The following is a 20,061-nucleotide window of genomic DNA, read 5'->3' as shown; positions in this document are numbered from 1 at the left end:
AGACAAGCGTCATGGCCGGGCTTGACCCGGCCATCTCGTGACAAATGCGCACTCTCGAAGAGATGCTCGGGTCGAGCCCGAGCATGACGGTTTCAGACGCATGACCAGCACGTCCCTGCCAGCAAGTCTCGCCAGTGCCGCGCCGCCCGCCGCCGCGGAATCTCACGATTTCACGCCGCGCTATTGGCTGTTCTCGCTGCCGGCGGTGCTGGTGATTGCGGCTGTCATCGTCTTCCCCTGGCTGTTCACGCTCTTCATGTCCGGCCAGGACTGGAAGATCGGCGGCGGGGTCGAGTTCGTCGGCTTGGGCAACTTCGCCGAGCTGGCGAAAGATGCGCGCTTCATCGAGTCGATGGGACATACCCTCTACTTCACGGTGCTGGCGGTGGTGCTGCCGATCGTGTTCGGCACCGCGGCGGCGCTGGTCTTCCACCGCGAATTCCCGTTCCGCGGGCTGCTGCGCACCATCTTCGTCATGCCGATGATGGCGACGCCGGTGGCGGTCGCGCTGGTCTGGACGATGATGTTCCATCCGCAGCTCGGCGTGCTCAATTACCTGCTCTCGCTCGTCGGCATCGGCCCCTCGGGCTGGGTCTACGATCCGGCGACGGTGATCCCGACGCTGGTCATGGTCGAGGTCTGGCACTGGACGCCGCTGGTGATGCTGATCGTGCTCGGCGGCCTCGCCGGGCTGCCGCGCGAGCCTTATGAATCCGCGCTGATCGACGGCGCCAATGACTGGCACATGTTCCGCCACATCACGCTGCCGCTGGTCTGGCCCTTCATCATGGTGGCGATCGTGATCCGCACCATCGACGCGCTGAAGGCCTTCGACACCATCTTCGTGATCACGCAGGGCGGGCCCGGCACGGCGTCGGAAACGCTGAACATCTTCCTCTATCTGCAGGCCTTCCAGTTCTACAAGATCGGCTACGCCTCGGCCGTCGTGGTGATCTTCTTCATCATCATCATCATGCTTTCGCTGCTGCTGCTCTATGCACGGCAGAAGTCGAAGTGGAACGCGTGATGAACCGCTTCGCCAAAAAGTTCGGCTTCTGGGCCTCGGTCTTCGTGCTGGTCTCGCCGGCTGTTCTGGTCTTCCTCTGGATGATCTCGCTGTCGCTGAAGAACGAGCTCGACAACACTGCCTTCCCGCCGATCTTCATCCCGAACCCGCCGACGCTGAAGAACTATGTCGACGTCTTCGCGCAGAACAATTTCGGGCTCTATCTCTGGAACTCGATCCTGGTGACAGGCGGGGCGGTTCTGCTCGGGCTCCTCGTCGGCGTGCCCGCCGGCTACGGCATCGCGCGGGGCAAGGCGCATAAATTTGCGATCCTGATCCTGGTCGCGCGTATGACGCCGGCGCTGTCCTATCTCATCCCGCTCTTCCTGCTGTTTCAGATCACAGGATTGGTGGGCTCCATCACTGCGCTGGTCATCACCCATCTCGTGATCACCATCCCGATCATCGTCTGGATCATGATCGGGTATTTCGAGAACGTGCCGATGGAGCTGGAGGATGCCTCGCGCATCGACGGCGCCACGACGTGGCAGGCCTTCCGCCATGTCGCACTGCCGCTGGCGAAGCCGGGTATCGTCGTCGGCGGCATCCTCGCCTTCATCTTCTCCTGGAACAATTTCATCTTCTCGGTCGTGCTCGGTGGCAAGGCGAGCCGGACGCTGCCCTCGGCCGTCTACAACTCGCTGACCTTCGAGCAGATCTCCTGGGGACCGCTGGCGGCGGCGGCGCTGCTGGTGACGCTGCCGGTGCTGCTGGTCACCGTGATCGCACAGCGCCAGATCGTCGCCGGGCTCTCGGCCGGAGGCCTCAAGGACGGCTAGATCGCCGCGCGTCATATCGGACGCGAAATGGCGACCGAGCTCATTGTTTGAGCATCGAGCCTCTCCGGAAAGTGGATTCCACTTTTCGGTCCGATGCTCCAGCAAAACCAATGCGGGGCGCTTGCGGGCGCTTCTGTCTTCATACTAACATGTCAGTCAACGTTCAGCCCTGAAAGCTCCCTCACATGGCCACCGACAAGACCCGCTTCGGCCTTTCCTGCGCGATCACGACCCCGATGCGGGAGGGCGGCAGCGTCGACCTGCCGCGCCTCACCCATCACGCCCGTCACGTTCTGGCTGCAGGCTGCGACTCGGTCACGCTGTTCGGCACGACAGGCGAGGGGGCGGCGCTCGGGCTGCCGGCACGGACGGCAATGATGGGCGCGCTGATCGGGGCGGGGATCGATCCTGCCAAGCAGATCTATGCCGGCATCGCGGCTGCCTCGCTGCATGAGGCGGTCGAGCAGGCGCAGCTGGCGCTCGATGCCGGAGCAAAGGGCCTGCTCGTCGCGCCGCCCTTCTACTTCAAGGGCGTCAGCGATGACGGGCTCTATGTCTGGTTCTCGCAGTTCTTCGAGAAGCTGGGGCCTTCGGCGCGCAATGTCGTGCTCTATCATATCCCGTCGGTGACGGCCGTCGATATCAGCGTCGGGCTGGTGCAGCGGCTGAAGACGGCGTTCCCCGGCCTCGTCATCGGCGTGAAGGATTCGTCCGGCAGCTATGCCAACACCGAAGCGCTGCTGAAGGCGCATGGCGAACTCGCCATCCTGGTCGGAGACGAGCGCCAGCTCGCCAAGGCGGTGCGCAACGGCGCTGAGGGTTCGATCTGCGGCGTCGCCAATCTGGTGCCGGAGCTGCTCCGCCCGATGGTCTATGAGGGCAAGGACAGTCCGGTGGTGAATGCGCTGGTCGACGAGATCTGCTCCTATCCGGTGCTGGCGGCGGTGAAGGCGCTCACCGGCCATATCCATGGCGATCCGGGCTATGGCGCGATGCGTCCGCCGCTGGAAGCGCTGGACGAAGCGACCCGCAAGCGGCTCTTTGCGGCCTTCGATTCGATCAAGCAGGCAAAGGCTGCCTGACGGGGATGCCGGAAGGAGGGATCGTGAGCGAGCCGGAGCATGAACCGCGCGAGGGCGAACCGCTAAAGCTGAGGGAGCGCGCCTATGCCTCCTTCACCGAGCGATTGCTGGCGCGCGAGATCAAGCCCGGCCAGTTCGTGACCCAGCGCGAGCTCGTCGCGATGACGGGCTTTCCGCTCGGCGCCATCCGCGAGCTCGTGCCGCGGCTGGAGGCGGAGGGCCTGATCAAGACCGTGCCGCAGCGCGGCATGCAGGTCGCCCATGTCGATCTCAACCTGATCCGCAATGCCTTCCAGTTCCGGCTCTTCCTGGAGAAGGAGGCGACGGCGCTCTATACGCAGAACGCGACGGACGCGGAGATCGCCGAGCAGCGCGCCCGCCACGAGGCGATCATCGCCCGGGCCGAGGCCGGCGGCGACGAGCGCCTGATCGAGGACGCCGAGGACGTCGACCGGCTGATGCACGAAGCCATCATCGACCATCTCGACAACGACATCGTCAGTCAGGCCTTCCGCGTAACCTGGCTGAAGATCAGGCTGATCCGGCAATACGAGACGCGCATCGAGAACCACATCCTCGTGCCGGTGATGCAGGACCATCTCAAGATCATCGCTGCGATCGAGAGCCGCGACCCGGAACGCGCCGCGGACGAAATGAGCATCCATATCGGCAACGCCCGCGCGAGGGCCATGCAGTACTGACACCACCAATCATCACGAGCCGGAAGAACCGGCCGCTTCCCGGAGGGAACAGGCGATGAAGAAGCAGACGAGGCGCGAATTCATGGCCGCTGCGGCGGCGGGGACGGCTGCGATCGCGGCGCCCAACATCCTGAGAGCGCAGGCGCTGGTGCTGCGTTGGGCCGACGGCCAGCCCGCGAGCCATCCCTCGCCGCAGAGCGCGGTTAAGGCGGCGGCCGAAATCAAGGAGAAGACCGGCGGACGCGTCGACGTCCAGTCCTTCCCGAACGGGCAGCTCGGCTCCTCCCGTGACATGGTCGAATCCGTTGCGAGCGGTGCCCTGACCATGGTGACGGAAGGCGCAGCGCAGCTCGGCCAGTTCGTGCCGCAGCTCTCGATCATCGAGGCGCCCTATATCTGGAAAGATGCGGCGCATATGACGCGGGTGCTGAAATCGCCGCTGATCGACGAGCTCAACAAGGCGCTGATCGAGAAGCGCGGCATGCGGATGATCGGTGTCAACTATTACGGCGTCCGCCATCTCACCAGCGGCAAGAAGCCGATCAACTCGGTCGAGGACATGAAGGGCTTCAAGCTGCGCGTGCCGGAGGTCGACACCTTCCGCGCCATGGCGGAAGCCTGGGGCGCGCGGCCGACGCCGCTGAATTTCTCCGAGCTTTATCTCGCGCTCTCCCAAGGGGCGGTCGACGGTCAGGAAAACCCGCTGCCGACCATCGCCTCGGCCAAGCTGGCGGAGGTGCAGAAATACCTTGTGCTGACCGCGCATATCATCACGCCGCGGCTGGTGATCGTGAACGAGGGCGCCTGGCAGAAGATCCCGCAAGCCGATCGCGACATCGTCGTGGCAGCCGTCGACAAGGCCGCAATCTGGCAGGACAACGAGATCCTGGAGCAGGAAAAGGGCCTGGCCGACAGCATGGCCAAGGGCGGCATGACGGTGACGAAGCCCGACAACGAGGCCTTCCGCAAGCCGGTCCTGGCGAGCGTGCCGGCAAAATTCGAGAGCAAATGGGGCAAGGGCCTCTGGGATCGAATCCAGGGGCTGTGAGGGTGTCTGTTCCCTGCATTCCCACGCTGTCATTCCGGGGCGCAGCGTAGCAGCGAGCCCGGCAACCATGAACACCGGTTTCGATCGGTTGAGCGCGGCATTCGTCCGCTTCATCCGGCGATCATTGTGTTCATGGGTTCCGGGCTCAGGCCTTCGGCCTGCCCCGGAATGACGGTTGCGATGTCAGGTCCAAGATAGCGAAAGCATCCGCATGACGATCTTGCCCAGGGTATTCGACCGGGCGATGGAGGTGATCGCTGCGATCCTCCTCGTCGCACTGCTGATCGCGGTGACGCTCGGCATCGTCACGCGGGCGCTCGGCGAGCCGCTGATCTGGACCGACGAGGTCTCGCGCTTCCTGATGCTTTGGGTCGCGGTGACCGGGTGGATTCTGGCCAGCCGGCGCCGCGCGCATATCCGCATCCGCTTCTTCCACGACATGCTGCCCGCGCGCGGATGGCGCTCGGCCGAGGCGATCATGCAACTCGCCATGATCGTCTTCGGCCTGCTGATCGCCTGGTACGGCGTGCATCTGGTCGAGGCCAACCACGATCTAGAGGCGACGACCGTGCCGCTGTCGATGGGGCTGCTCTACGCGCCGATGGTGCTGGCCGGGATCGTGACGGCGCTGCAGGGGTTCAGCGAATTCGTCGGCAGCCTGCTGAATTGGCGGATCTCGCCTTACGAGCCGGTGGCGGCAACGCTGCAGGAGCCGGCGGAATGAGCGCGCTGATCTTCAAGATCACGGCCGTCTGGCTGCTCTCGATCCTCGCCGGCTTTCCGCTCTTCGCCTCGATGGGGCTCGCCGCCTTCGCCTTCGTGCTGATCGGCGATCTCTCGGCCTCGATCGTGCCGCAGAAGATGGCGCAGGCGATGAATTCCTTCCCGATCGTGGCGGCGCCGCTCTTCATCCTGATGGGCAACATCCTCGCCGCGGCGCGCATCACCGACCGTATCGTCGCCTTCGCGACCTCGGTGATCGGCTGGCTGCGCGGCGGCTATGCCCATGCCTCGATCCTGACCAGCATGATCTTCGCCGGCATGGTCGGCTCGGCGGTGGCCGATGCGGCGGGCTCGGGCGCGATCGAGATCCGGGCGATGCGCAAGGCCGGCTATCGGCCGGAGACGGCGGCGGCGATCACGGCCGCCGCCGCGACGATCGGCCCGATCATCCCTCCCTCGCTGCCGATGGTGATCTATGGCGTGACGGCCGATGTCTCGATCGGGCGCCTCTTCATCGGCGGCGTCGTTCCCGGCGTGCTGATGGGGCTGTCGCTGATGGTGATGGTCGCGATGATCGCCGGGCGGCAGGGCTTCCGGAAGGAGAAGTTCGCGGGCTTCCGCGAGATCGGCCGAACCTTCGTCAGCGGCTTCTTCGCGCTGATGACGCCGCCGCTGATCCTGGGCGGCATGTTCTCCGGCATCTTCACGCCGACGGAGGCGGCCGCGGTCGCCTGTCTCTATGCGCTCTTCCTCGGATTCTTCGTCTACCGCACGTTGGAGGTGAAGCAGCTCTGGCCGATCCTGATCGACACGGTCGAGACCATGGGGCTCGTCGCCGTGCTGGTGATGGCGGCCGGCGCGCTGGGCTGGTGCATGTCGATCTCGCGCGTGCCGCAGACGCTGACGCCGATGATCGTCGAGACGATCCGGCACCCGCTCGTCTTCCTGCTCGTCTGCAATCTCATCCTGCTCGTCGTCGGTTGCTTCATGGAGGCGCTGGCTGCGATGCTGATCCTGATCCCGATCCTGGTGCCGGCGGCGAACAGCTTCGGCATCGATCCGGTGCAGTTCGGCATCATCATGATCCTGAACCTGATCCTGGGCACGATTCATCCGCCGATCGGCGTGGTGCTCTTCGTGGTGACGCGCATCGCCAACGTCTCGTTCGAGACGATGTCGAAGGCGATCCTGCCCTGGCTGGTGCCGCTGCTGGTCGTGCTCGCCGCGATCACGCTGTGGCCGCCGCTGACGACCTGGCTGCCGAACCACATGATGGGGCCGTGAGGGAAGTCGCGATCGTTCCGTCGTCCCTCGTCACGAGGGGGCCCGAAGGGCCGTCTCGAAGGCTGGTCCAGATGGATCGGGAGCCTCGCGAAGCATCCTTCGAGACACGCCCTGCGAAGCGCGCCTCGGGATGAGGGCTGAGAGGAAGAGCTCGGAAGCCTTCAGCTCTCCGGCTCGCCGCCATGGTCGAGATAACGCGCGACGGGGATGACGATCTCCTCGTCCAGCTTGCCGATCGCGGCTTCGTCCTTATCCGCATAGGGGATCGCCTTCAGCACATAGCGGATGGCGTTGAGCCTTGCGCGCAGCTTGTCGTTGCTGCGCACGACATGCCAGGGCGCAGCGTCGGTCGAGGTCCGGCCGAGCATCTCGTCGAAGGCACGGGAATAGTCGTCGAAGCGCGGGATGGCCTCGAAGTCGATCGGCGAAAGCTTCCAGCGCTTGAGCGGATCGTGCCAGCGCGCATGCAGCCGCGTCATCTGCATCTCGCGGCCGATGGTCAGGAAGAGCTTGATGAGGCGGATGCCGTCCCGCGCCAGCATGCCCTCGAAGACGGGGGCCTCGTGCAGAAAGCTCTCGGTTTCCGCGGGTTTGCAGAAGCCCATGACATGCTCGACACCGGCCCGGTTGTACCAGGAGCGGTCGAAGAAGACGAGCTCGCCGGATGTCGGCATCTCGCTGGCATAGCGCTGGAAATACCACTGGCCCTTCTCGGTGTCGGAGGGCTTCGGCAGCGCGACGGTGCGCGCCTGGCGTGGATTGAGATGCTGGGTGAAGCGGCCGATCGTGCCGCCCTTGCCGGCGCCGTCGCGGCCCTCGAAAACGATGACGATGCGCTCGCCCTGCCTGGAGGCCCAGCGCGTCAGCTTCTGCAGCTCGATCTGAAGCGGCTCGAGCTCACGATTGTAGCGCTTGCGCTTCATGCGCTTGCCGTATGGGTAGTCCCCGCTGTGATAGGCGGCGTCGATGATGGCTTCCGGCAGCGTGTCGGCCTCGATGTCGAAGCCCCCGGGTTTGGAGGCGGCCTTCGCCGGTTTGCCGTTCTTGCCGGCAGGCGGCGCGATCGACCCGTTGGGGTTTGAACCTGAGAATTTCTTTGCCATCGCGGCCTCCCCTTCAGGCGAAGCGTAGCCGGCTGATGCGTGGAAGGGAATTGACGCCTCTTCTCGTTCCGCTCAGGAAGGGTTGGCCGGCGGAACCGGCCGGCTCCGAGCGCTCCATGGTCGACATTGCCACTACCTCTCCCGCGACGATGCGGTCCATGATCGAGGCGCTCGGCGCCCCCGTCGTACTGCTTGACGAACAGGGCATCGCCCAGGCCCTCAGCCCTGCGATGCACGCGCTCGTTCCGGGGCTCGAGGTCGGAAAGTTCCTGGCGCTGGTGCTGCGCGACCCCGATCTCAACGATGCGATCGAGCAAGTTGCGCATAAGGGCGGACGCGACACCGTCGAGCTGGTCGAACGTGTGCCGTTCGAGCGCGCCTTCCGCATCCATGTCGCGGCGCTGGGCGGCGGGCGGCGCCGGCCGACGCTGCTCACTTTCCAGGACCTCAGCGAGCAGAGGGTGATCGAGCGCATGCGCGTCGATTTCGTCGCCAATGCCAGCCATGAGCTGCGCACGCCGCTCGCTTCTCTGCTCGGCTTCGTCGAGACGCTGCAGGGGCCGGCGCGCAACGACGAGCGGGCGCGCGAGCGCTTTCTCGGCATCATGCGCGAGCAGGGGCTGCGCATGGCGCGCCTCGTCGACGATCTCCTCTCGCTCTCGCGCATCGAGCAGCGCGCGCATGTGGCGCCGGACACACCGGTCGATCTCGCTGGGATCGCGCGCGAAATCGTCGACTCGCTGACATTGATGGGGCGCGAGCGCGAGGTCACGCTGACGCTCACCACGCCGCGCGAGCCGCTGCTGGTCCCCGGCGACCGCGACGAATTGCTGCGGCTGATGGAGAACCTCGTCGAGAACGCCATCAAATATGGCAAGCAGGGCGGCGAGGTGAAGATTGCCGTCGAGGCCGGCGAGGACGAAGCCGGCTTCTATGTTCGTGACGACGGGCCGGGGATTGCGCCGGAGCATCTGCCGCGCCTGACGGAGCGCTTCTACCGCGTCGACACCGCCGCGAGCCGGGAAGCGGGCGGCACGGGCCTGGGGCTGGCGATCGTCAAGCACATCGTCCTGCGTCATCGCGGCAGGCTGACGATCGAAAGCAAGCCGGGCGAGGGGGCGACCTTCAAGGCGATCCTGCCGCGCTTCGAGGCCCGGCGTTGAGGCGGCTGAAACGCCGCCTCAACGCTTTGTGACAGTTTTCATGACGTCATGTCATCCGGCCGTCATATAGGAAGTGTTCTGACAGGGGCGCTGTAAACAGCGACCTAGAGAGGACATCTCCATGCGCAAGATTCTCGTTCTGGCGGCCGTGGCCGCCGGGATTGCCGGTTCCGCCCAGGCTGCCGACATCACCGGCGCCGGCGCGACCTTCCCCTTCCCGATCTATTCGAAGTGGGCCGAGGCCTACAAGAAGGACACCGGCACGGGCCTCAACTACCAGTCGATCGGCTCGGGCGGCGGTATCCGCCAGATCAAGGCCAAGACCGTCGCTTTCGGCGCGACCGACGCCCCGCTCAAGGGCGAGGACCTGACCAAGGACGGCCTGATCCAGTTCCCGACCGTGATGGGCGGCGTCGTGCCGGCCGTGAACATCGCCGGCGTCGAGCCGGGCAAGCTCAAGCTCTCGGGCGAGATCATTGCGCAGATCTATCTGGGCGACATCAAGAAGTGGAACGACCCGACGATCGTCGCGCTCAACGCCGGCGTCACCCTGCCGGATGCCAACATCAACCCGGTCTACCGTTCGGACGGCTCGGGCACGACCTTCGTCTTCACCGACTACCTCTCCAAGGTTTCGGCTGACTGGAAAGCCAAGATCGGCGCCAACCAGTCGGTCCAGTGGCCGGTCGGTATCGGCGGCAAGGGCAATGAGGGCGTCTCCGCCTCGGTCAAGCAGGTCGCCAACTCGATCGGCTATGTCGAATACGCCTATGCCAAGCAGAACAAGCTTGCCCACGCCCTGGTGAAGAACGCCGACGGCAACTTCCCGGCTCCCGAGGAGAAGGCCTTCCAGGCTGCCGCCGCCAACGCCAACTGGCAGGAGCAGCCGGGCTTCGGCATCTCGCTCAACAACCAGAAGGGCGCGGATGCCTGGCCGATCACTTCGGCGACGTTCATCCTGGTCCATGCCAAGCCGGAGAAGCCGGAAGAGGTACAGGCCGCGATGAAGTTCTTCGACTGGGCCTACAAGAACGGCGACAAGCTGGCGAGCGAGCTCGACTACGTCGCCCTGCCGTCGAATGTGAAGGATCAGGTCCGCAGCGCCTGGAAGGGCGTGACCGACACCGCCGGCAAGCCGATCTTCTGATCGCTGCCAACTGACAAGGCGAGGCGGGCCAGTCCCGCCTTGCCGCTCTCTTCAAGCCCTCATCCTGAGGGGCGGCCCCAGCTGGCTCTCCCGCAGGATGCTCCTCAGGATGAGGGCTGGGATTGATCGGGACGGGCGACCGGCCATGGCAATCCCGGCAACGAGACCGGAGCCCCCGCGGATGACCGCAGCAACCGATATGACGAACGTTCCCGGCGCGAGGCCGGTCGTCCGCAAGGCGCCGAAGGCGGGGTTCGACCTCTTCTTCCGCAATGCGAGCTTCGCCGCGGCGCTGCTCGTGCTGGTGCTGCTCGCCGGTATCATGATCTCGATGATCATCGGCGGCTGGCCGGCCTTCCGCGAGTTCGGCCTCGGCTTCATCACCTCCAGCGTCTGGGATACGCAGAACGAGCAGTACGGCGCCTGGCCGGCGATCGTCGGCACGCTTTCGACCGCGCTGATCGCCCTCGTCATCGGCGTGCCGCTCTCGCTCGGCATCGCGGTCTACCTGACCCAGCTCGCGCCGGGCTGGTTCAAGAAGCCGGTCGCCACCGCGATCGAGCTGCTCGCTGCCGTGCCCTCGATCATCTACGGCATGTGGGGCCTGTTCGTCTTCGTGCCGCTCTTCGCAGCCTATGTGCAGATCCCGCTCTCGAACCTCGTCGAGGGCATTCCGATCGTCGGCACCGTCCTCTACTCCCGCTCCCCCTCGGGCCTCGGCATCTTCACGGCCGGCATCATCCTGGCCTTCATGATCGTGCCCTTCATCGCCTCGATCACCCGCGACATGCTGGAGCAGATCCCCTCCGTGCTGCGCGAGAGCGCCTATGGCATCGGCGCCACGACCTGGGAGGTCGTGCGCCATGTGCTGGTGCCGCAGGCCGGCGTCTCGATCATCGGCGCGATCATGCTCGGCCTCGGCCGCGCCCTCGGCGAGACGATGGCCGTCACCTTCGTCGTCGGCAACGCCAACCGCCTGTCGGCCTCGATCCTCGATCCCGGCTCGACCATCGCCTCGCGCATCGCCAACGAGTTCAACGAGGCGATGGGCCTGCAGCTCAACTCGCTGATCGCGCTGGGCTGCATCCTGTTCTTCGTCACCTTCGTCGTCCTCGTCATCGCGCGGCTCCTGGTCGCCCGGGTGAAGCGCTACTGAGGTCCTGAGAGATGAGCATGACGACCGCCTCCACGCCGCGCGAACTGCCCCACACCCCCTGGGGGCGCGTGCGCCAGTCCCGCCGCACAGCCGACCGGCTGATGAAGATCATCGCCACGGGCTTCACCTTCTGCGCCATCTTCGTGCTGTTCTGGATTCTCGGCATGCTGCTGGTGAAGGGCATCGGCGGGCTCTCGCTCGCGACCTTCACCGAAGTTACGCCGGGCCCCGGCTCGCAGGGCGGCGGCCTCGCCAACGCCATCGTCGGCTCGGTGGTGCTGACCTTTCTCGGGATCGCGGTCGCGACCCCGGTCGGCGTGCTCGCCGGCACCTGGCTTGCCGAATACGGCAAGGGCTCGAAGCTCGCGAACCTGATCCGCTTCATCAACGACATCCTGCTGTCGGCACCGTCGATCCTGATCGGTCTGTTCGTCTACGTGATCCTGGTCGAGCCCTTCCGCGGCTATTCCGGCTGGGCCGGCGGCGTCGCGCTCGGCATCATCGCGATCCCGGTCATCGTGCGCACCACCGAGGACATGCTGAACCTCGTGCCCGGCCCGCTGCGCGAAGCCGGCTCGGCCCTCGGCGCCCCGCCGTCGGTCGTCATCACCTCGGTGACCTGGCGCGCCGCCAAGGCCGGGATGGTGACCGGTATCCTGCTGGCTCTCGCCCGTATCGCCGGCGAGACCGCGCCGCTGATCTTCACCGCGCTGAACAACAATTTCTGGTTCTCGCCGACCCTGGTCGGCGGCGTCTCGAACCTGCCCGTCACCATCTACCAGTTCGCCTCCGCTCCCTATGAGAACTGGCAGCAACTGGCCTGGGCGGGATCGCTGATCATCACGGTCTCGATCCTGCTGCTCTCGATCATTGCCCGCCGCTTTGTCGCCGGCGGCAAATAAGACTTGAATCCAACCCGGTCGCGTCCGACCTTGAGGACCATGTCGATGCTTTCGACCCTTGAACTCTCCCCGCAGACGCTCGATGCCGAGGCGCCCGTCCGGATCGCGGTGAAGAACCTCGATTTCTACTACGGCGAGCACAAGGCGCTGAAGAACATCAATCTCGATTTCCGCGACCGGCACGTCACCGCGCTGATCGGCCCGTCGGGCTGCGGCAAGTCGACCCTGCTGCGCATCTTCAACCGGATCTACTCGCTCTATCCGGAGCAGAAGGCCACCGGCGAGATCATGCTCGACGGGCGCAACATCATCTCGAACGATGTCGATGTGAACGAGCTGCGCTCGCGCGTCGGCATGGTGTTCCAGAAGCCGACGCCCTTCCCGATGTCGATCTACGACAACGTCGCCTTCGGTATCCGCCTCTACGAGAAGCCGCCGAAGTCCGAGCTCGACGACCGCGTCGAGGGCGCGCTGCGCCGTGCCGCGCTCTGGGACGAGGTCAAGGACAAGCTGAAGAGCTCCGGCATGGGTCTCTCCGGCGGCCAGCAGCAGCGCCTGTGCATCGCGCGAACCATCGCCCAGAAGCCTGAAGTGATCCTGTTCGACGAGCCGACCTCGGCGCTCGACCCGATCTCGACCGGCAAGATCGAGGATCTGCTGGAGCAGCTGAAGAGCGACTTCACCATCGCCATCGTCACGCACAACATGCAGCAGGCGGCCCGCATCTCGCAGTATACCGCCTTCATGTATCTGGGCGAGGTCGTCGAATTCGCGCCGACCAATACCATCTTCATGAACCCTGCCAAGAAGCAGACGCAGGACTACGTCACCGGCCGGTTCGGCTGAAGACCGGTTTCAAACCAGCAGCCCTCATCCTGAGGAGCCGCGCGAGCGGCGTCTCGAAGGATGGTCCAGGAGGCTCCGGAACCAACCGGAGCATCCTTCGAGACGCAAGCTTCGCTTGCTCCTCAGGATGAGGGCTGAGGGTTGAGCATGCCGACCTGAAAACGACGACGCTGCATCGGCGCTAATGATCTAGAGGACACGCCGCCCATGACCGACCACATCGTCCGCTCCTACGATACCGATCTCGAAGGCATCCGCCGCAGCCTCGCCGAAATGGGCGGCATGGCCGAGCGCATGCTGGGCGATTCGACCGTGGCGCTGGTGCGCCGCGACACCGGCCTTGCCCAGAAGATCATCACGGCCGACCAGCGCCTCGACAACCTCCAGCGGGACGTCGAGGAAAAGGCGGTACTGACCATCGCCCGGCGCCAGCCGCTCGCCAACGACCTGCGCGAGCTGATTTCGGCGATCCGCATCGCCGCCGACATCGAGCGCGTCGGCGATCTCGCCAAGAACATCGCCAAGCGCGCCGTCGCCATCGCCGGCCAGTTCCAGCCGCCGCACCGCGCCGTGGTCGGGCTCGAGCACATCAGCCGCCTGGTGCAGGCGCAGCTCAAGGACGTTCTCGACGCCTACGCCGCCGGCAACGAGCAGAAGGCGCTCGACGTCTGGCGCCGCGACGACGAGATCGATGCGCTCTACACCTCGCTGTTCCGCGAGCTCCTGACCTATATGATGGAGGATCCGCGCAACATCACCTTCTGCACGCATCTCCTGTTCTGCGCGAAGAACATCGAGCGCATCGGCGACCACACCACCAACATTGCCGAGACGATCCACTATCTCATCACCGGCGACTCGCTCGACGTGAACCGGCCGAAGCTCGACACGACCAATATCGAGGTCGAGGCGATCACCGGGAACTGAAGCAGATCATCATGGCCGCACGCATCCTGATCGTCGAGGACGAGGAGCCGCTAACCCTGCTGCTGCGCTACAATCTCGAGGCCGAGGGCTTCGAGGTCGACAGCGTCGCGCGCGGGGATGACGCCGAACTGCATCTGCGCGACCACACGCCTGATCTCGTGCTGCTCGACTGGATGCTGCCGGGCCTTTCTGGCATCGAACTCTGCCGCCGCTTGCGCTCGCGGCGCGACACCGAACGCGTGCCGATCATCATGCTGACGGCGCGTGGCGAGGAGACCGAACGCGTGCGCGGGCTCGCGACTGGCGCGGACGATTATGTGGTGAAGCCCTTTTCGTTGCCGGAGCTGATCGCGCGCATACAGGCGCTGCTGCGCCGCGCCAAGCCGGGCCATGTCGCGGGGCTGCTCGCCGCCGGCGACCTCGAACTCGATCGCACGACCCGGCGCGTCCGCCGTGCCGGCAGCGAGCTGCATCTCGGCCCGACCGAGTTCCGGCTGCTCGAGTTCTTGATGCAGGCGCCCGGCCGCGTCTATTCGCGCGCCCAGCTTCTCGACGCCGTCTGGGGCCGCGACGTCTATATCGATGAGCGCACCGTCGACGTTCATGTGGGCCGGCTGCGCAAGGCGATCACGCCGGCCAATACCAAGGATCCGCTGCGGACAGTCCGCGGCGCCGGTTACGCCTTCGACGAAACCTTTGCGCGCAGCTGAGCGGCGCTGCAGCTCTGCTCCTCATCGCAACTTGCCGTGAACCTTGCCCGGCCGCTCGCGTTGATCTTGAAGATCGACGCGAGCCAGAGGAGGTCGCCGTGAGCAAGATGCCGCCCATCCCGCCGGCCAATCGAAGCGACAAGGGTCCGGGCGAGCCAGATCATGCCGAGCGCGATCTGCGCAGCGCCAGAGGTGGCGAGCGCCGACCAAGCCAGCCTGATCAGCAGGGCCAGCAGGGCAATACACGCATCAACACGACCCATCAGGGTCTGCAACAGGATCGTTGAGGAGGTTGCCGAACGTCGACCTCGACCAAGGCGCCGCAGAGCATCCGGCACGGCGGCCCCGGCTCATCGCATGAGAACGCGAAGAAGCCGCCGGACATCCGCTTGCCGATGACAACCGGCGGCACGCTCGCGTTTCGGGTGGCGGCGGCGAACGCGACAGCCACCTCTCGCATGATCCGGCGCGCAAGGGAGGCAGGGCGCGATGAGAACCGGCCTTCAGGTCGATCCCCTGAAGGGCGACGGCAGGCGCTTCAGCCCTCTCGGTGGAAGAGGCGGCGCAAGCTGTGCTTGGCCGCTTCCAGAGTTCTGCGGCGCTCGGCCGGCAGTTTCCGGCCGGCGCGGTTGATGTAGAAGGTGAGCATCGACATCGCCGAGCGATAGGGGCCCGATTTGCGCCGGCGGCTGTGCTCGGCCGACCGCTTCAGCGAGCGCGCGATCTGACGCGGATCGCCACGCGTGAACACGGCTTTCTCGAAATCGAGCGCGTTGCTCCGGCTGGTGATATCGGCCGACCATCTGTGCTTGTGGACGGGCATGGCGTCCTCCTGTCGGTCAGGCGTTTGGTCCGCCCTCGATGTCGCCGGCCCAGGTCAATGCGGTCTCGTACTCCTCCGGCTTGAAGGTGCGAACAGTCACGAAGGGGATCGCCGGATTGAGCAGGTCGACGAAGGCCGCAAGCCAGCCCCTGTCGGTGATCACCGCCTCGCGCGGGAAGCGTTGCAGCTCCCACAGCTTGCCGAGGCTGTAGCGCGCATCCTTCCAGGCGGCAGCCAAGGTCATATCGGTGAAATCGGTGAGGTCGGCGAGGATGCCGACTTTCTCGTGTCGTGCGAGCTTCGCGTCGATATCGGCCATGATCCCATCGAGATCGTCGCTGGTCAGCGTCTGCGACAGGCGGTAGGCGCCGACATGGTCGGGGGCGGGCAGGATCGTTAACATGACTCCTCCTTGCTCCAGACAACGCGGGGCAAGAGCGGAAGTTTCGCCCAATGATCAGGCGGCTGAGGATCCACGGGTGGCGGCATCGAACCGCGCGGCTTCGGAGCGCAGCCAGCCGATGAATTCATCGAGGCCGGGGCGTTGCGGCTGGCCCAACGGGCGGATGAGCCAGCAGCCCGTCGCGCTGGTGAAGCCGAGTCCGAGCGGGTTGACGAGCGCGCCCGAGGCCAACTCGTCCGCCACGTAACAGCGCGGCGTCAGCGCGACCCCCAACCCCGCGACGGCGGCGCTGATGATGACGGAATAGTAGCCGTAGCGCACAGTATGCTCAGGCACCGCGCCGCGCAGGTCGTGGGTTTCGGTGAACTCGGCCCAGAAGGTTGGCATCTGGAAGTGCTGCAGCAGCGTCATCTTCTGAATGTCGGCCGGGCGGCGAAAGCCCCCCATGCGCTCGACGAGGCCGGGCGCGGCGACGAGGGCGACATCGCGGCCGAAAAGATAGTGGGCCTCCCTGTCGGGCCAGGGGGGGACGCCGTGAGAGATCTCGATATCCGGCTCCTCGGTCTCGCTCTCGCTCACATAGTTGGTGAACTGGACGTCGACACCGGGATGCGCCGCCGCGAAGGCGGGAAAGCGGGCCATCAGCCAGCGCTCACCGGCGATCGCGATCATGTGCAGGCGGATCGGCCGGGCAATGGCGCTGCGCTCGGCGAGGCGCCTGGCGCCTCGCTCCATCTGCTCCAGCGCGGCTTCGGCATAGGGCAGATAAATCGCTCCGGCCTCGGTGAGCTTGAGGCCGAGCGGGCTACGGTCGAACAGCACGGTGCCGAGGTGGTGCTCCAGCGACAGAATCTGCTTCGAGACGGCACTCTGGGTCAGGTTGACGACCAGCGCGGCACGGGCGGTCGATCCCAGGCGCGCAACCGTGGTGAAGGCCCGCAGCGCGGTCGATGACGGCGGAGCCCGGCCGGCGGCCATGGGGTATTCCTTTTTAGACTATCTCTGCGGAGATCGTTTCGTTTGCCGGGCTTTCGGTCAAGAGGTCATTCTTCCCTAACGGGAGGAGCCAGCATCATGAACCAGACGACCCGCCTGTGGGGCGGACGCTTCCGCAAGCCGCCGGATCCGCGGCTGATGAAGCTGTCGAGCGCGGCCGGCGAGCACGCGAGGCTGGTGCCGCAGGATGTCGCGGGCGGCAAGGCCCATGCGGCCGAACTGGCGCGCGCCGGGCTGCTGACGGCGCAGGAGCTCGACACCATCCTGACCACGCTCGATGCGATCGCGCAGGATACGGTCGAGGGGCGGATCTCCCCCGGCCCGCAGGACGAGGACGTTCACACTTTCATCGAGCGCATCCTGACCGAGCGGATCGGCTCGACCGGCGCCAAGTTGCGTGCCGGACGCTCGCGCAACGACCAGGCCGCCAACAACCTCAAGCTCTATCTGCGGGCCAAGTCGCGATCGCTGGCGGGCATGCTGGCCGAGCTGCTGACCGCGATCGCCGACCAGGCCGAGTTGCATGCAGCCTCGGTCAGCCCCGGCTTCACGCATCTCCAGAGCGCGCAGCCGGTCACCTTCGGCCATTGGCTGATGGCGCACGGCCAGGTGCTGATGCGCGACGCCTCTCGCCTGACCGACTGGGAGAAGCGCTCCGGCCAATCTCCGCTCGGGGCGGCGGCGCTTGCCGGTTCCGCGATCACGCTCAATCCCGAGCTCAGCGCCAACGCGCTCGGCTATGACGGGCCGTTCGAGAATTCGGTCGACGCGGTCGGTGCGCGCGACCATGTCGCGGAGTTCCTGTTCGTCGCGGCCATGCTGACGACCAACCTGTCGCGTCTCGCCGAGGAGGTGACGCTCTGGGCCTCCAGGCAATTCGCCTGGGTGACGCTGGACGACGCCTTCGCCACCGGCTCCTCGATCATGCCGCAGAAGAAGAACCCGGACATCGCGGAAATCTCGCGCGGCCGGGCGGCACGGCTGACCGGCGACCTCGTCGCCATGCTCGGGGCGTTGAAGGGGCTGCCGCTTTCCTATAACCGCGATCTCGCCGAGGACAAGCGCGCCGCTTTCGACGCCGTCGACGTGCTGGAAGAGGTGCTGCCGGCCTTCGCCGGGCTGGTCGCCAGCATGAGCGCCGACGCCGGGACGATGCGCGCCCAGGCCGGTTCCGGCTTTGCGCTGGCGACCGAGGTGGCTGACTATCTCGCCCGCAACGGCGTGCCTTTCGCCGAGGCGCATGAGATCACGGGGGCGCTGGTGCGCTATTGCGAGGAATTGGGCCGGGAGCTGGAGTCGCTCGACGCTGTCGATCTCAGGGCGGTCGATCCGCGCCTCGATGCCGGCGTGCTCGACCATCTGACGCTCGATGCCGCGGTCGCTGCGCGCAGCGGCCATGGCGGCACGGCGCCCGACCGCGTGCGCGAGCAGATCGACCGCTTCCGCGGCAAGCTCGCCGCCCTCGAAACCTGGAGCCGGGAGACGGGCCGATGAGCGCCGCCACTTCGCCGATCAGCAGCCGCGATCTCGCCCAGGTCTCGCATCTCAGGATCGTGTCGCGGCGTTTCTACGGGCGCTGGGTCGCCTCGGCGATCATCCTCGCCATCCTCGCCTGGCTGGTGATGGCCTTCGTCGAGGGCGACATCGCCTGGCCGGTGGTCCGGCAGTTCTTCACCGCGCCCGCCATCATCGCCGGCCTCGGCAACACGCTGATCATGACGGTCTGTGCGATGACGCTCGGCGTCGTGCTCGGCGTGATCTTCGCCATCATGTACATGTCGCCGAACCCGGTGCTGCGCAGCGTGGCGCTGTTCTATATCTGGTTCTTCCGCGGCACGCCGCTGCTGCTGCAGCTCCTGATCTGGTTCAATCTGGCGCTGGTCTTCCCGACCATCGGCATCCCTGGCCTGTTCTCCTGGCGCACCATCGACATCATCGGGCCGTTCATGGCGACGCTGCTCGGGCTCGGCATGAACCAGGGCGCCTATACGGCGGAGGTGGTGCGCGGCGGCATCCTCTCCGTCGACCAGGGGCAGACCGAGGCCGCCAAGGCGATCGGCATGACCCGGCTGACGACGCTGCGCCGGATCGTGCTGCCGCAGGCGATGCGCGTCATCATCCCGCCGGTCGGCAACGAGGTGATCAGCATGGTCAAGCTGACCTCGGTGGCGAGCGTGATCCAGTACGCCGAGATCCTGCGCAATGCGCAGACGATCTACTATGCCAATGCCCGGGTCATCGAGCTGCTGATCGTCGCTGCCGGCTGGTATCTGCTCGTGGTGACGCTGCTGCAGATCGGACAGTATTTCCTCGAACGTCACTTCTCGAAGGGGCGGGGAGGGCGGCGCACCAAGCGCGCGGCGGTGCAGGAGCAATCGGCATGAACGCGACGGCGAACACGGCCATGAGCCACAACGCGATCGTCACGATCGCGAACGTCAGCAAGTTCTTCGGCGAGTTGAAGGCGCTGAACGACGTCTCGCTCTCGATCGAGCCCGGCATGGTCCAGTGCATCATCGGGCCGTCGGGATCGGGCAAATCGACGCTGCTGCGCTGCATCAACCAGCTCGAGAAGATCGATCAGGGCGCGATCCGCGTCGATGGCGAGCTGATCGGCTATCGCCGCGTCGGCGACGAGCTGCACGAGCTGAACGATGTCGAGATCGCGCGCCAGCGCCTCGTCACCGGCATGGTCTTCCAGCGCTTCAACCTGTTCAACCACATGACCGCGCTGCAGAACATCATCGAGGGGCCGCTGACCGTGCTGAAGCGGCCGCGCAAGGGGATCGTCGCCGAAGCGACGGCGCTGCTGGAGCGGGTCGGGCTCGCCGAGAAGCGCGATTCCTATCCGAGCGAGCTTTCGGGCGGGCAGCAGCAGCGCATCGCCATCGCCCGCGCCCTGGCGATGAAGCCGAAGCTGATGCTGTTCGACGAGCCGACCTCGGCGCTCGACCCCGAGCTCGTCGGCGAGGTGCTGGGCGTGATGCGCGATCTCGCGGCCTCCGGCATGACCATGATCGTGGTCACGCATGAACTCGGCTTCGCCCGCGAGGTGGCAGGCGACGTCGTCTTCATGGACAAGGGCGAGATCGTCGAGCAGGGTCCGCCACAGACCGTTCTCGTCGCGCCCAAGCAGGCGCGCACGCGCGACTTCATCGCCGCCGTCCTGAAGTGACGGCTGCGGAAACAGTTCACTAGAGGG

General features: G+C 65.9%; 22 protein-coding genes. 18 read left to right on the top strand and 4 right to left on the bottom strand.

All coding sequences use genetic code 11. The features are described from left to right. The first annotated feature begins 100 nt into the window (after positions 1-100). The 7 genes from AC1DE3_RS05340 to AC1DE3_RS05310 all read left to right on the top strand — a co-directional run bounded on the left by AC1DE3_RS05340 (position 101) and on the right by AC1DE3_RS05310 (position 6,683). Entirely contained in the window at positions 101-1,027 is a 927-nt protein-coding gene (locus AC1DE3_RS05340) for a carbohydrate ABC transporter permease (protein WP_441510385.1), read from the top strand. After that, positions 1,027-1,845, top strand: a complete 819-nt coding sequence (locus tag AC1DE3_RS05335; RefSeq protein ID WP_476780274.1) for a carbohydrate ABC transporter permease — start codon at positions 1,027-1,029, stop codon at positions 1,843-1,845. Before AC1DE3_RS05340 ends, AC1DE3_RS05335 begins: the two co-directional genes overlap by 1 nt. 185 nt (positions 1,846-2,030) lie before the next feature. Further along, a complete protein-coding gene (locus AC1DE3_RS05330; protein ID WP_476852140.1) occupies positions 2,031-2,927 on the top strand; it encodes a dihydrodipicolinate synthase family protein in 897 nt (298 codons plus the stop codon). Positions 2,928-2,950: 23 nt separating this feature from the next. Continuing rightward, the gene (locus tag AC1DE3_RS05325; RefSeq protein ID WP_476852139.1) at positions 2,951-3,628 is read left to right on the top strand and encodes a GntR family transcriptional regulator; all 678 of its coding nucleotides are present in this window, start codon (positions 2,951-2,953) and stop codon (positions 3,626-3,628) included. A gap of 55 nt (positions 3,629-3,683) precedes the next feature. Further along, the gene (locus tag AC1DE3_RS05320) at positions 3,684-4,676 is read left to right on the top strand and encodes a sialic acid TRAP transporter substrate-binding protein SiaP (protein WP_476852138.1); all 993 of its coding nucleotides are present in this window, start codon (positions 3,684-3,686) and stop codon (positions 4,674-4,676) included. Positions 4,677-4,887: 211 nt separating this feature from the next. Continuing rightward, the gene (locus AC1DE3_RS05315) at positions 4,888-5,400 is read left to right on the top strand and encodes a TRAP transporter small permease (protein ID WP_476852137.1); all 513 of its coding nucleotides are present in this window, start codon (positions 4,888-4,890) and stop codon (positions 5,398-5,400) included. Next, complete coding sequence (locus AC1DE3_RS05310; RefSeq protein WP_476852136.1) at positions 5,397-6,683, top strand: TRAP transporter large permease; 1,287 nt, start codon at positions 5,397-5,399, stop codon at positions 6,681-6,683. Before AC1DE3_RS05315 ends, AC1DE3_RS05310 begins: the two co-directional genes overlap by 4 nt. A 161-nt stretch (positions 6,684-6,844) precedes the next feature. Here AC1DE3_RS05310 and ppk2 read toward each other — a convergent pair whose 3' ends face one another. Then, positions 6,845-7,786, bottom strand: coding sequence for a polyphosphate kinase 2 (gene ppk2, locus AC1DE3_RS05305; protein WP_476852135.1), 942 nt, complete (start codon positions 7,784-7,786; stop codon positions 6,845-6,847). Between the two features lie 116 nt (positions 7,787-7,902). Here ppk2 and AC1DE3_RS05300 point away from each other — a divergent pair, with 116 nt between their 5' ends. From AC1DE3_RS05300 to AC1DE3_RS05265, 8 genes are all read left to right on the top strand, one after another. Beyond that, positions 7,903-8,949, top strand: coding sequence for an ATP-binding protein (locus tag AC1DE3_RS05300; protein ID WP_441510377.1), 1,047 nt, complete (start codon positions 7,903-7,905; stop codon positions 8,947-8,949). Positions 8,950-9,070: 121 nt separating this feature from the next. Continuing rightward, the gene (gene pstS / locus AC1DE3_RS05295; RefSeq protein ID WP_476852134.1) at positions 9,071-10,096 is read left to right on the top strand and encodes a phosphate ABC transporter substrate-binding protein PstS; all 1,026 of its coding nucleotides are present in this window, start codon (positions 9,071-9,073) and stop codon (positions 10,094-10,096) included. Positions 10,097-10,277: 181 nt separating this feature from the next. Beyond that, complete coding sequence (pstC, locus tag AC1DE3_RS05290; RefSeq protein WP_476780280.1) at positions 10,278-11,252, top strand: phosphate ABC transporter permease subunit PstC; 975 nt, start codon at positions 10,278-10,280, stop codon at positions 11,250-11,252. 17 nt (positions 11,253-11,269) lie between these two features. Beyond that, a complete protein-coding gene (pstA, locus tag AC1DE3_RS05285; protein WP_441510374.1) occupies positions 11,270-12,154 on the top strand; it encodes a phosphate ABC transporter permease PstA in 885 nt (294 codons plus the stop codon). Positions 12,155-12,193: 39 nt separating this feature from the next. Beyond that, positions 12,194-13,000 carry a phosphate ABC transporter ATP-binding protein PstB gene (gene pstB / locus AC1DE3_RS05280; RefSeq protein WP_441510373.1) on the top strand — a complete coding sequence of 269 codons (807 nt, stop codon included), beginning with the start codon at positions 12,194-12,196 and terminating at the stop codon, positions 12,998-13,000. Positions 13,001-13,207: 207 nt separating this feature from the next. Continuing rightward, positions 13,208-13,927 carry a phosphate signaling complex protein PhoU gene (gene phoU / locus AC1DE3_RS05275; RefSeq protein ID WP_441510372.1) on the top strand — a complete coding sequence of 240 codons (720 nt, stop codon included), beginning with the start codon at positions 13,208-13,210 and terminating at the stop codon, positions 13,925-13,927. Between the two features lie 11 nt (positions 13,928-13,938). Continuing rightward, positions 13,939-14,637 (top strand): phosphate regulon transcriptional regulator PhoB, encoded by a 699-nt coding sequence (gene phoB / locus AC1DE3_RS05270; RefSeq protein WP_265050013.1) that lies wholly within the window; start codon positions 13,939-13,941, stop codon positions 14,635-14,637. Positions 14,638-14,744: 107 nt separating this feature from the next. Next, positions 14,745-14,924 carry a hypothetical protein gene (locus AC1DE3_RS05265; protein WP_441510710.1) on the top strand — a complete coding sequence of 60 codons (180 nt, stop codon included), beginning with the start codon at positions 14,745-14,747 and terminating at the stop codon, positions 14,922-14,924. A gap of 251 nt (positions 14,925-15,175) precedes the next feature. Here AC1DE3_RS05265 and AC1DE3_RS05260 read toward each other — a convergent pair whose 3' ends face one another. From AC1DE3_RS05260 to AC1DE3_RS05250, 3 genes are read right to left on the bottom strand one after another with little or no spacing between them, the layout of a single operon-like run. Further along, complete coding sequence (locus AC1DE3_RS05260; RefSeq protein WP_441510371.1) at positions 15,176-15,460, bottom strand: DUF3175 domain-containing protein; 285 nt, start codon at positions 15,458-15,460, stop codon at positions 15,176-15,178. 16 nt (positions 15,461-15,476) lie between these two features. Next, the gene (locus AC1DE3_RS05255; RefSeq protein ID WP_441510370.1) at positions 15,477-15,863 is read right to left on the bottom strand and encodes a SpoIIAA family protein; all 387 of its coding nucleotides are present in this window, start codon (positions 15,861-15,863) and stop codon (positions 15,477-15,479) included. Positions 15,864-15,917: 54 nt separating this feature from the next. After that, positions 15,918-16,841, bottom strand: a complete 924-nt coding sequence (locus AC1DE3_RS05250) for a LysR family transcriptional regulator (RefSeq protein WP_476852133.1) — start codon at positions 16,839-16,841, stop codon at positions 15,918-15,920. A gap of 96 nt (positions 16,842-16,937) precedes the next feature. Here AC1DE3_RS05250 and argH point away from each other — a divergent pair, with 96 nt between their 5' ends. Genes argH through AC1DE3_RS05235 form a run of 3 tightly spaced genes read left to right on the top strand, consistent with a single transcriptional unit; the run spans position 16,938 to position 20,034 of the window. Beyond that, positions 16,938-18,353: an argininosuccinate lyase gene (gene argH, locus AC1DE3_RS05245; RefSeq protein WP_476852132.1), complete on the top strand. Its 1,416-nt coding sequence runs from the start codon at positions 16,938-16,940 to the stop codon at positions 18,351-18,353. Continuing rightward, entirely contained in the window at positions 18,350-19,243 is an 894-nt protein-coding gene (locus AC1DE3_RS05240) for an amino acid ABC transporter permease (protein ID WP_476852131.1), read from the top strand. Before argH ends, AC1DE3_RS05240 begins: the two co-directional genes overlap by 4 nt. Next, positions 19,240-20,034 (top strand): amino acid ABC transporter ATP-binding protein, encoded by a 795-nt coding sequence (locus tag AC1DE3_RS05235; RefSeq protein ID WP_476852130.1) that lies wholly within the window; start codon positions 19,240-19,242, stop codon positions 20,032-20,034. Before AC1DE3_RS05240 ends, AC1DE3_RS05235 begins: the two co-directional genes overlap by 4 nt. Positions 20,035-20,061 lie beyond the last annotated feature (27 nt).

The sequence above is a fragment of the Allobosea sp. 10L417 genome (assembly GCF_056395485.1).
The sequence above is the reverse complement of the archived record's forward strand: the minus strand, read 5'-3'. Positions and strand labels throughout refer to the sequence as shown.

Excerpts from the sequence above, each read along its gene's own strand:
- AC1DE3_RS05340 (WP_441510385.1), top strand. The coding sequence starts at position 101 with ATGACCAGCACGTCCCTGCCAGCAAGTCTCGCCAGTGCCGCGCCGCCC.
- AC1DE3_RS05335 (WP_476780274.1), top strand. The coding sequence starts at position 1,027 with ATGAACCGCTTCGCCAAAAAGTTCGGCTTCTGGGCCTCGGTCTTCGTG.
- AC1DE3_RS05330 (WP_476852140.1), top strand. The coding sequence starts at position 2,031 with ATGGCCACCGACAAGACCCGCTTCGGCCTTTCCTGCGCGATCACGACC.
- AC1DE3_RS05320 (WP_476852138.1), top strand. The coding sequence starts at position 3,684 with ATGAAGAAGCAGACGAGGCGCGAATTCATGGCCGCTGCGGCGGCGGGG.
- AC1DE3_RS05315 (WP_476852137.1), top strand. The coding sequence starts at position 4,888 with ATGACGATCTTGCCCAGGGTATTCGACCGGGCGATGGAGGTGATCGCT.
- AC1DE3_RS05310 (WP_476852136.1), top strand. The coding sequence starts at position 5,397 with ATGAGCGCGCTGATCTTCAAGATCACGGCCGTCTGGCTGCTCTCGATC.
- ppk2 (WP_476852135.1), bottom strand. The coding sequence starts at position 7,786 with ATGGCAAAGAAATTCTCAGGTTCAAACCCCAACGGGTCGATCGCGCCG.
- AC1DE3_RS05300 (WP_441510377.1), top strand. The coding sequence starts at position 7,903 with ATGGTCGACATTGCCACTACCTCTCCCGCGACGATGCGGTCCATGATC.
- pstS (WP_476852134.1), top strand. The coding sequence starts at position 9,071 with ATGCGCAAGATTCTCGTTCTGGCGGCCGTGGCCGCCGGGATTGCCGGT.
- pstC (WP_476780280.1), top strand. The coding sequence starts at position 10,278 with ATGACCGCAGCAACCGATATGACGAACGTTCCCGGCGCGAGGCCGGTC.
- pstA (WP_441510374.1), top strand. The coding sequence starts at position 11,270 with ATGACGACCGCCTCCACGCCGCGCGAACTGCCCCACACCCCCTGGGGG.
- pstB (WP_441510373.1), top strand. The coding sequence starts at position 12,194 with ATGTCGATGCTTTCGACCCTTGAACTCTCCCCGCAGACGCTCGATGCC.
- phoU (WP_441510372.1), top strand. The coding sequence starts at position 13,208 with ATGACCGACCACATCGTCCGCTCCTACGATACCGATCTCGAAGGCATC.
- phoB (WP_265050013.1), top strand. The coding sequence starts at position 13,939 with ATGGCCGCACGCATCCTGATCGTCGAGGACGAGGAGCCGCTAACCCTG.
- AC1DE3_RS05265 (WP_441510710.1), top strand. The coding sequence starts at position 14,745 with ATGCCGCCCATCCCGCCGGCCAATCGAAGCGACAAGGGTCCGGGCGAG.
- AC1DE3_RS05260 (WP_441510371.1), bottom strand. The coding sequence starts at position 15,460 with ATGCCCGTCCACAAGCACAGATGGTCGGCCGATATCACCAGCCGGAGC.
- AC1DE3_RS05255 (WP_441510370.1), bottom strand. The coding sequence starts at position 15,863 with ATGTTAACGATCCTGCCCGCCCCCGACCATGTCGGCGCCTACCGCCTG.
- AC1DE3_RS05250 (WP_476852133.1), bottom strand. The coding sequence starts at position 16,841 with ATGGCCGCCGGCCGGGCTCCGCCGTCATCGACCGCGCTGCGGGCCTTC.
- argH (WP_476852132.1), top strand. The coding sequence starts at position 16,938 with ATGAACCAGACGACCCGCCTGTGGGGCGGACGCTTCCGCAAGCCGCCG.
- AC1DE3_RS05240 (WP_476852131.1), top strand. The coding sequence starts at position 18,350 with ATGAGCGCCGCCACTTCGCCGATCAGCAGCCGCGATCTCGCCCAGGTC.
- AC1DE3_RS05235 (WP_476852130.1), top strand. The coding sequence starts at position 19,240 with ATGAACGCGACGGCGAACACGGCCATGAGCCACAACGCGATCGTCACG.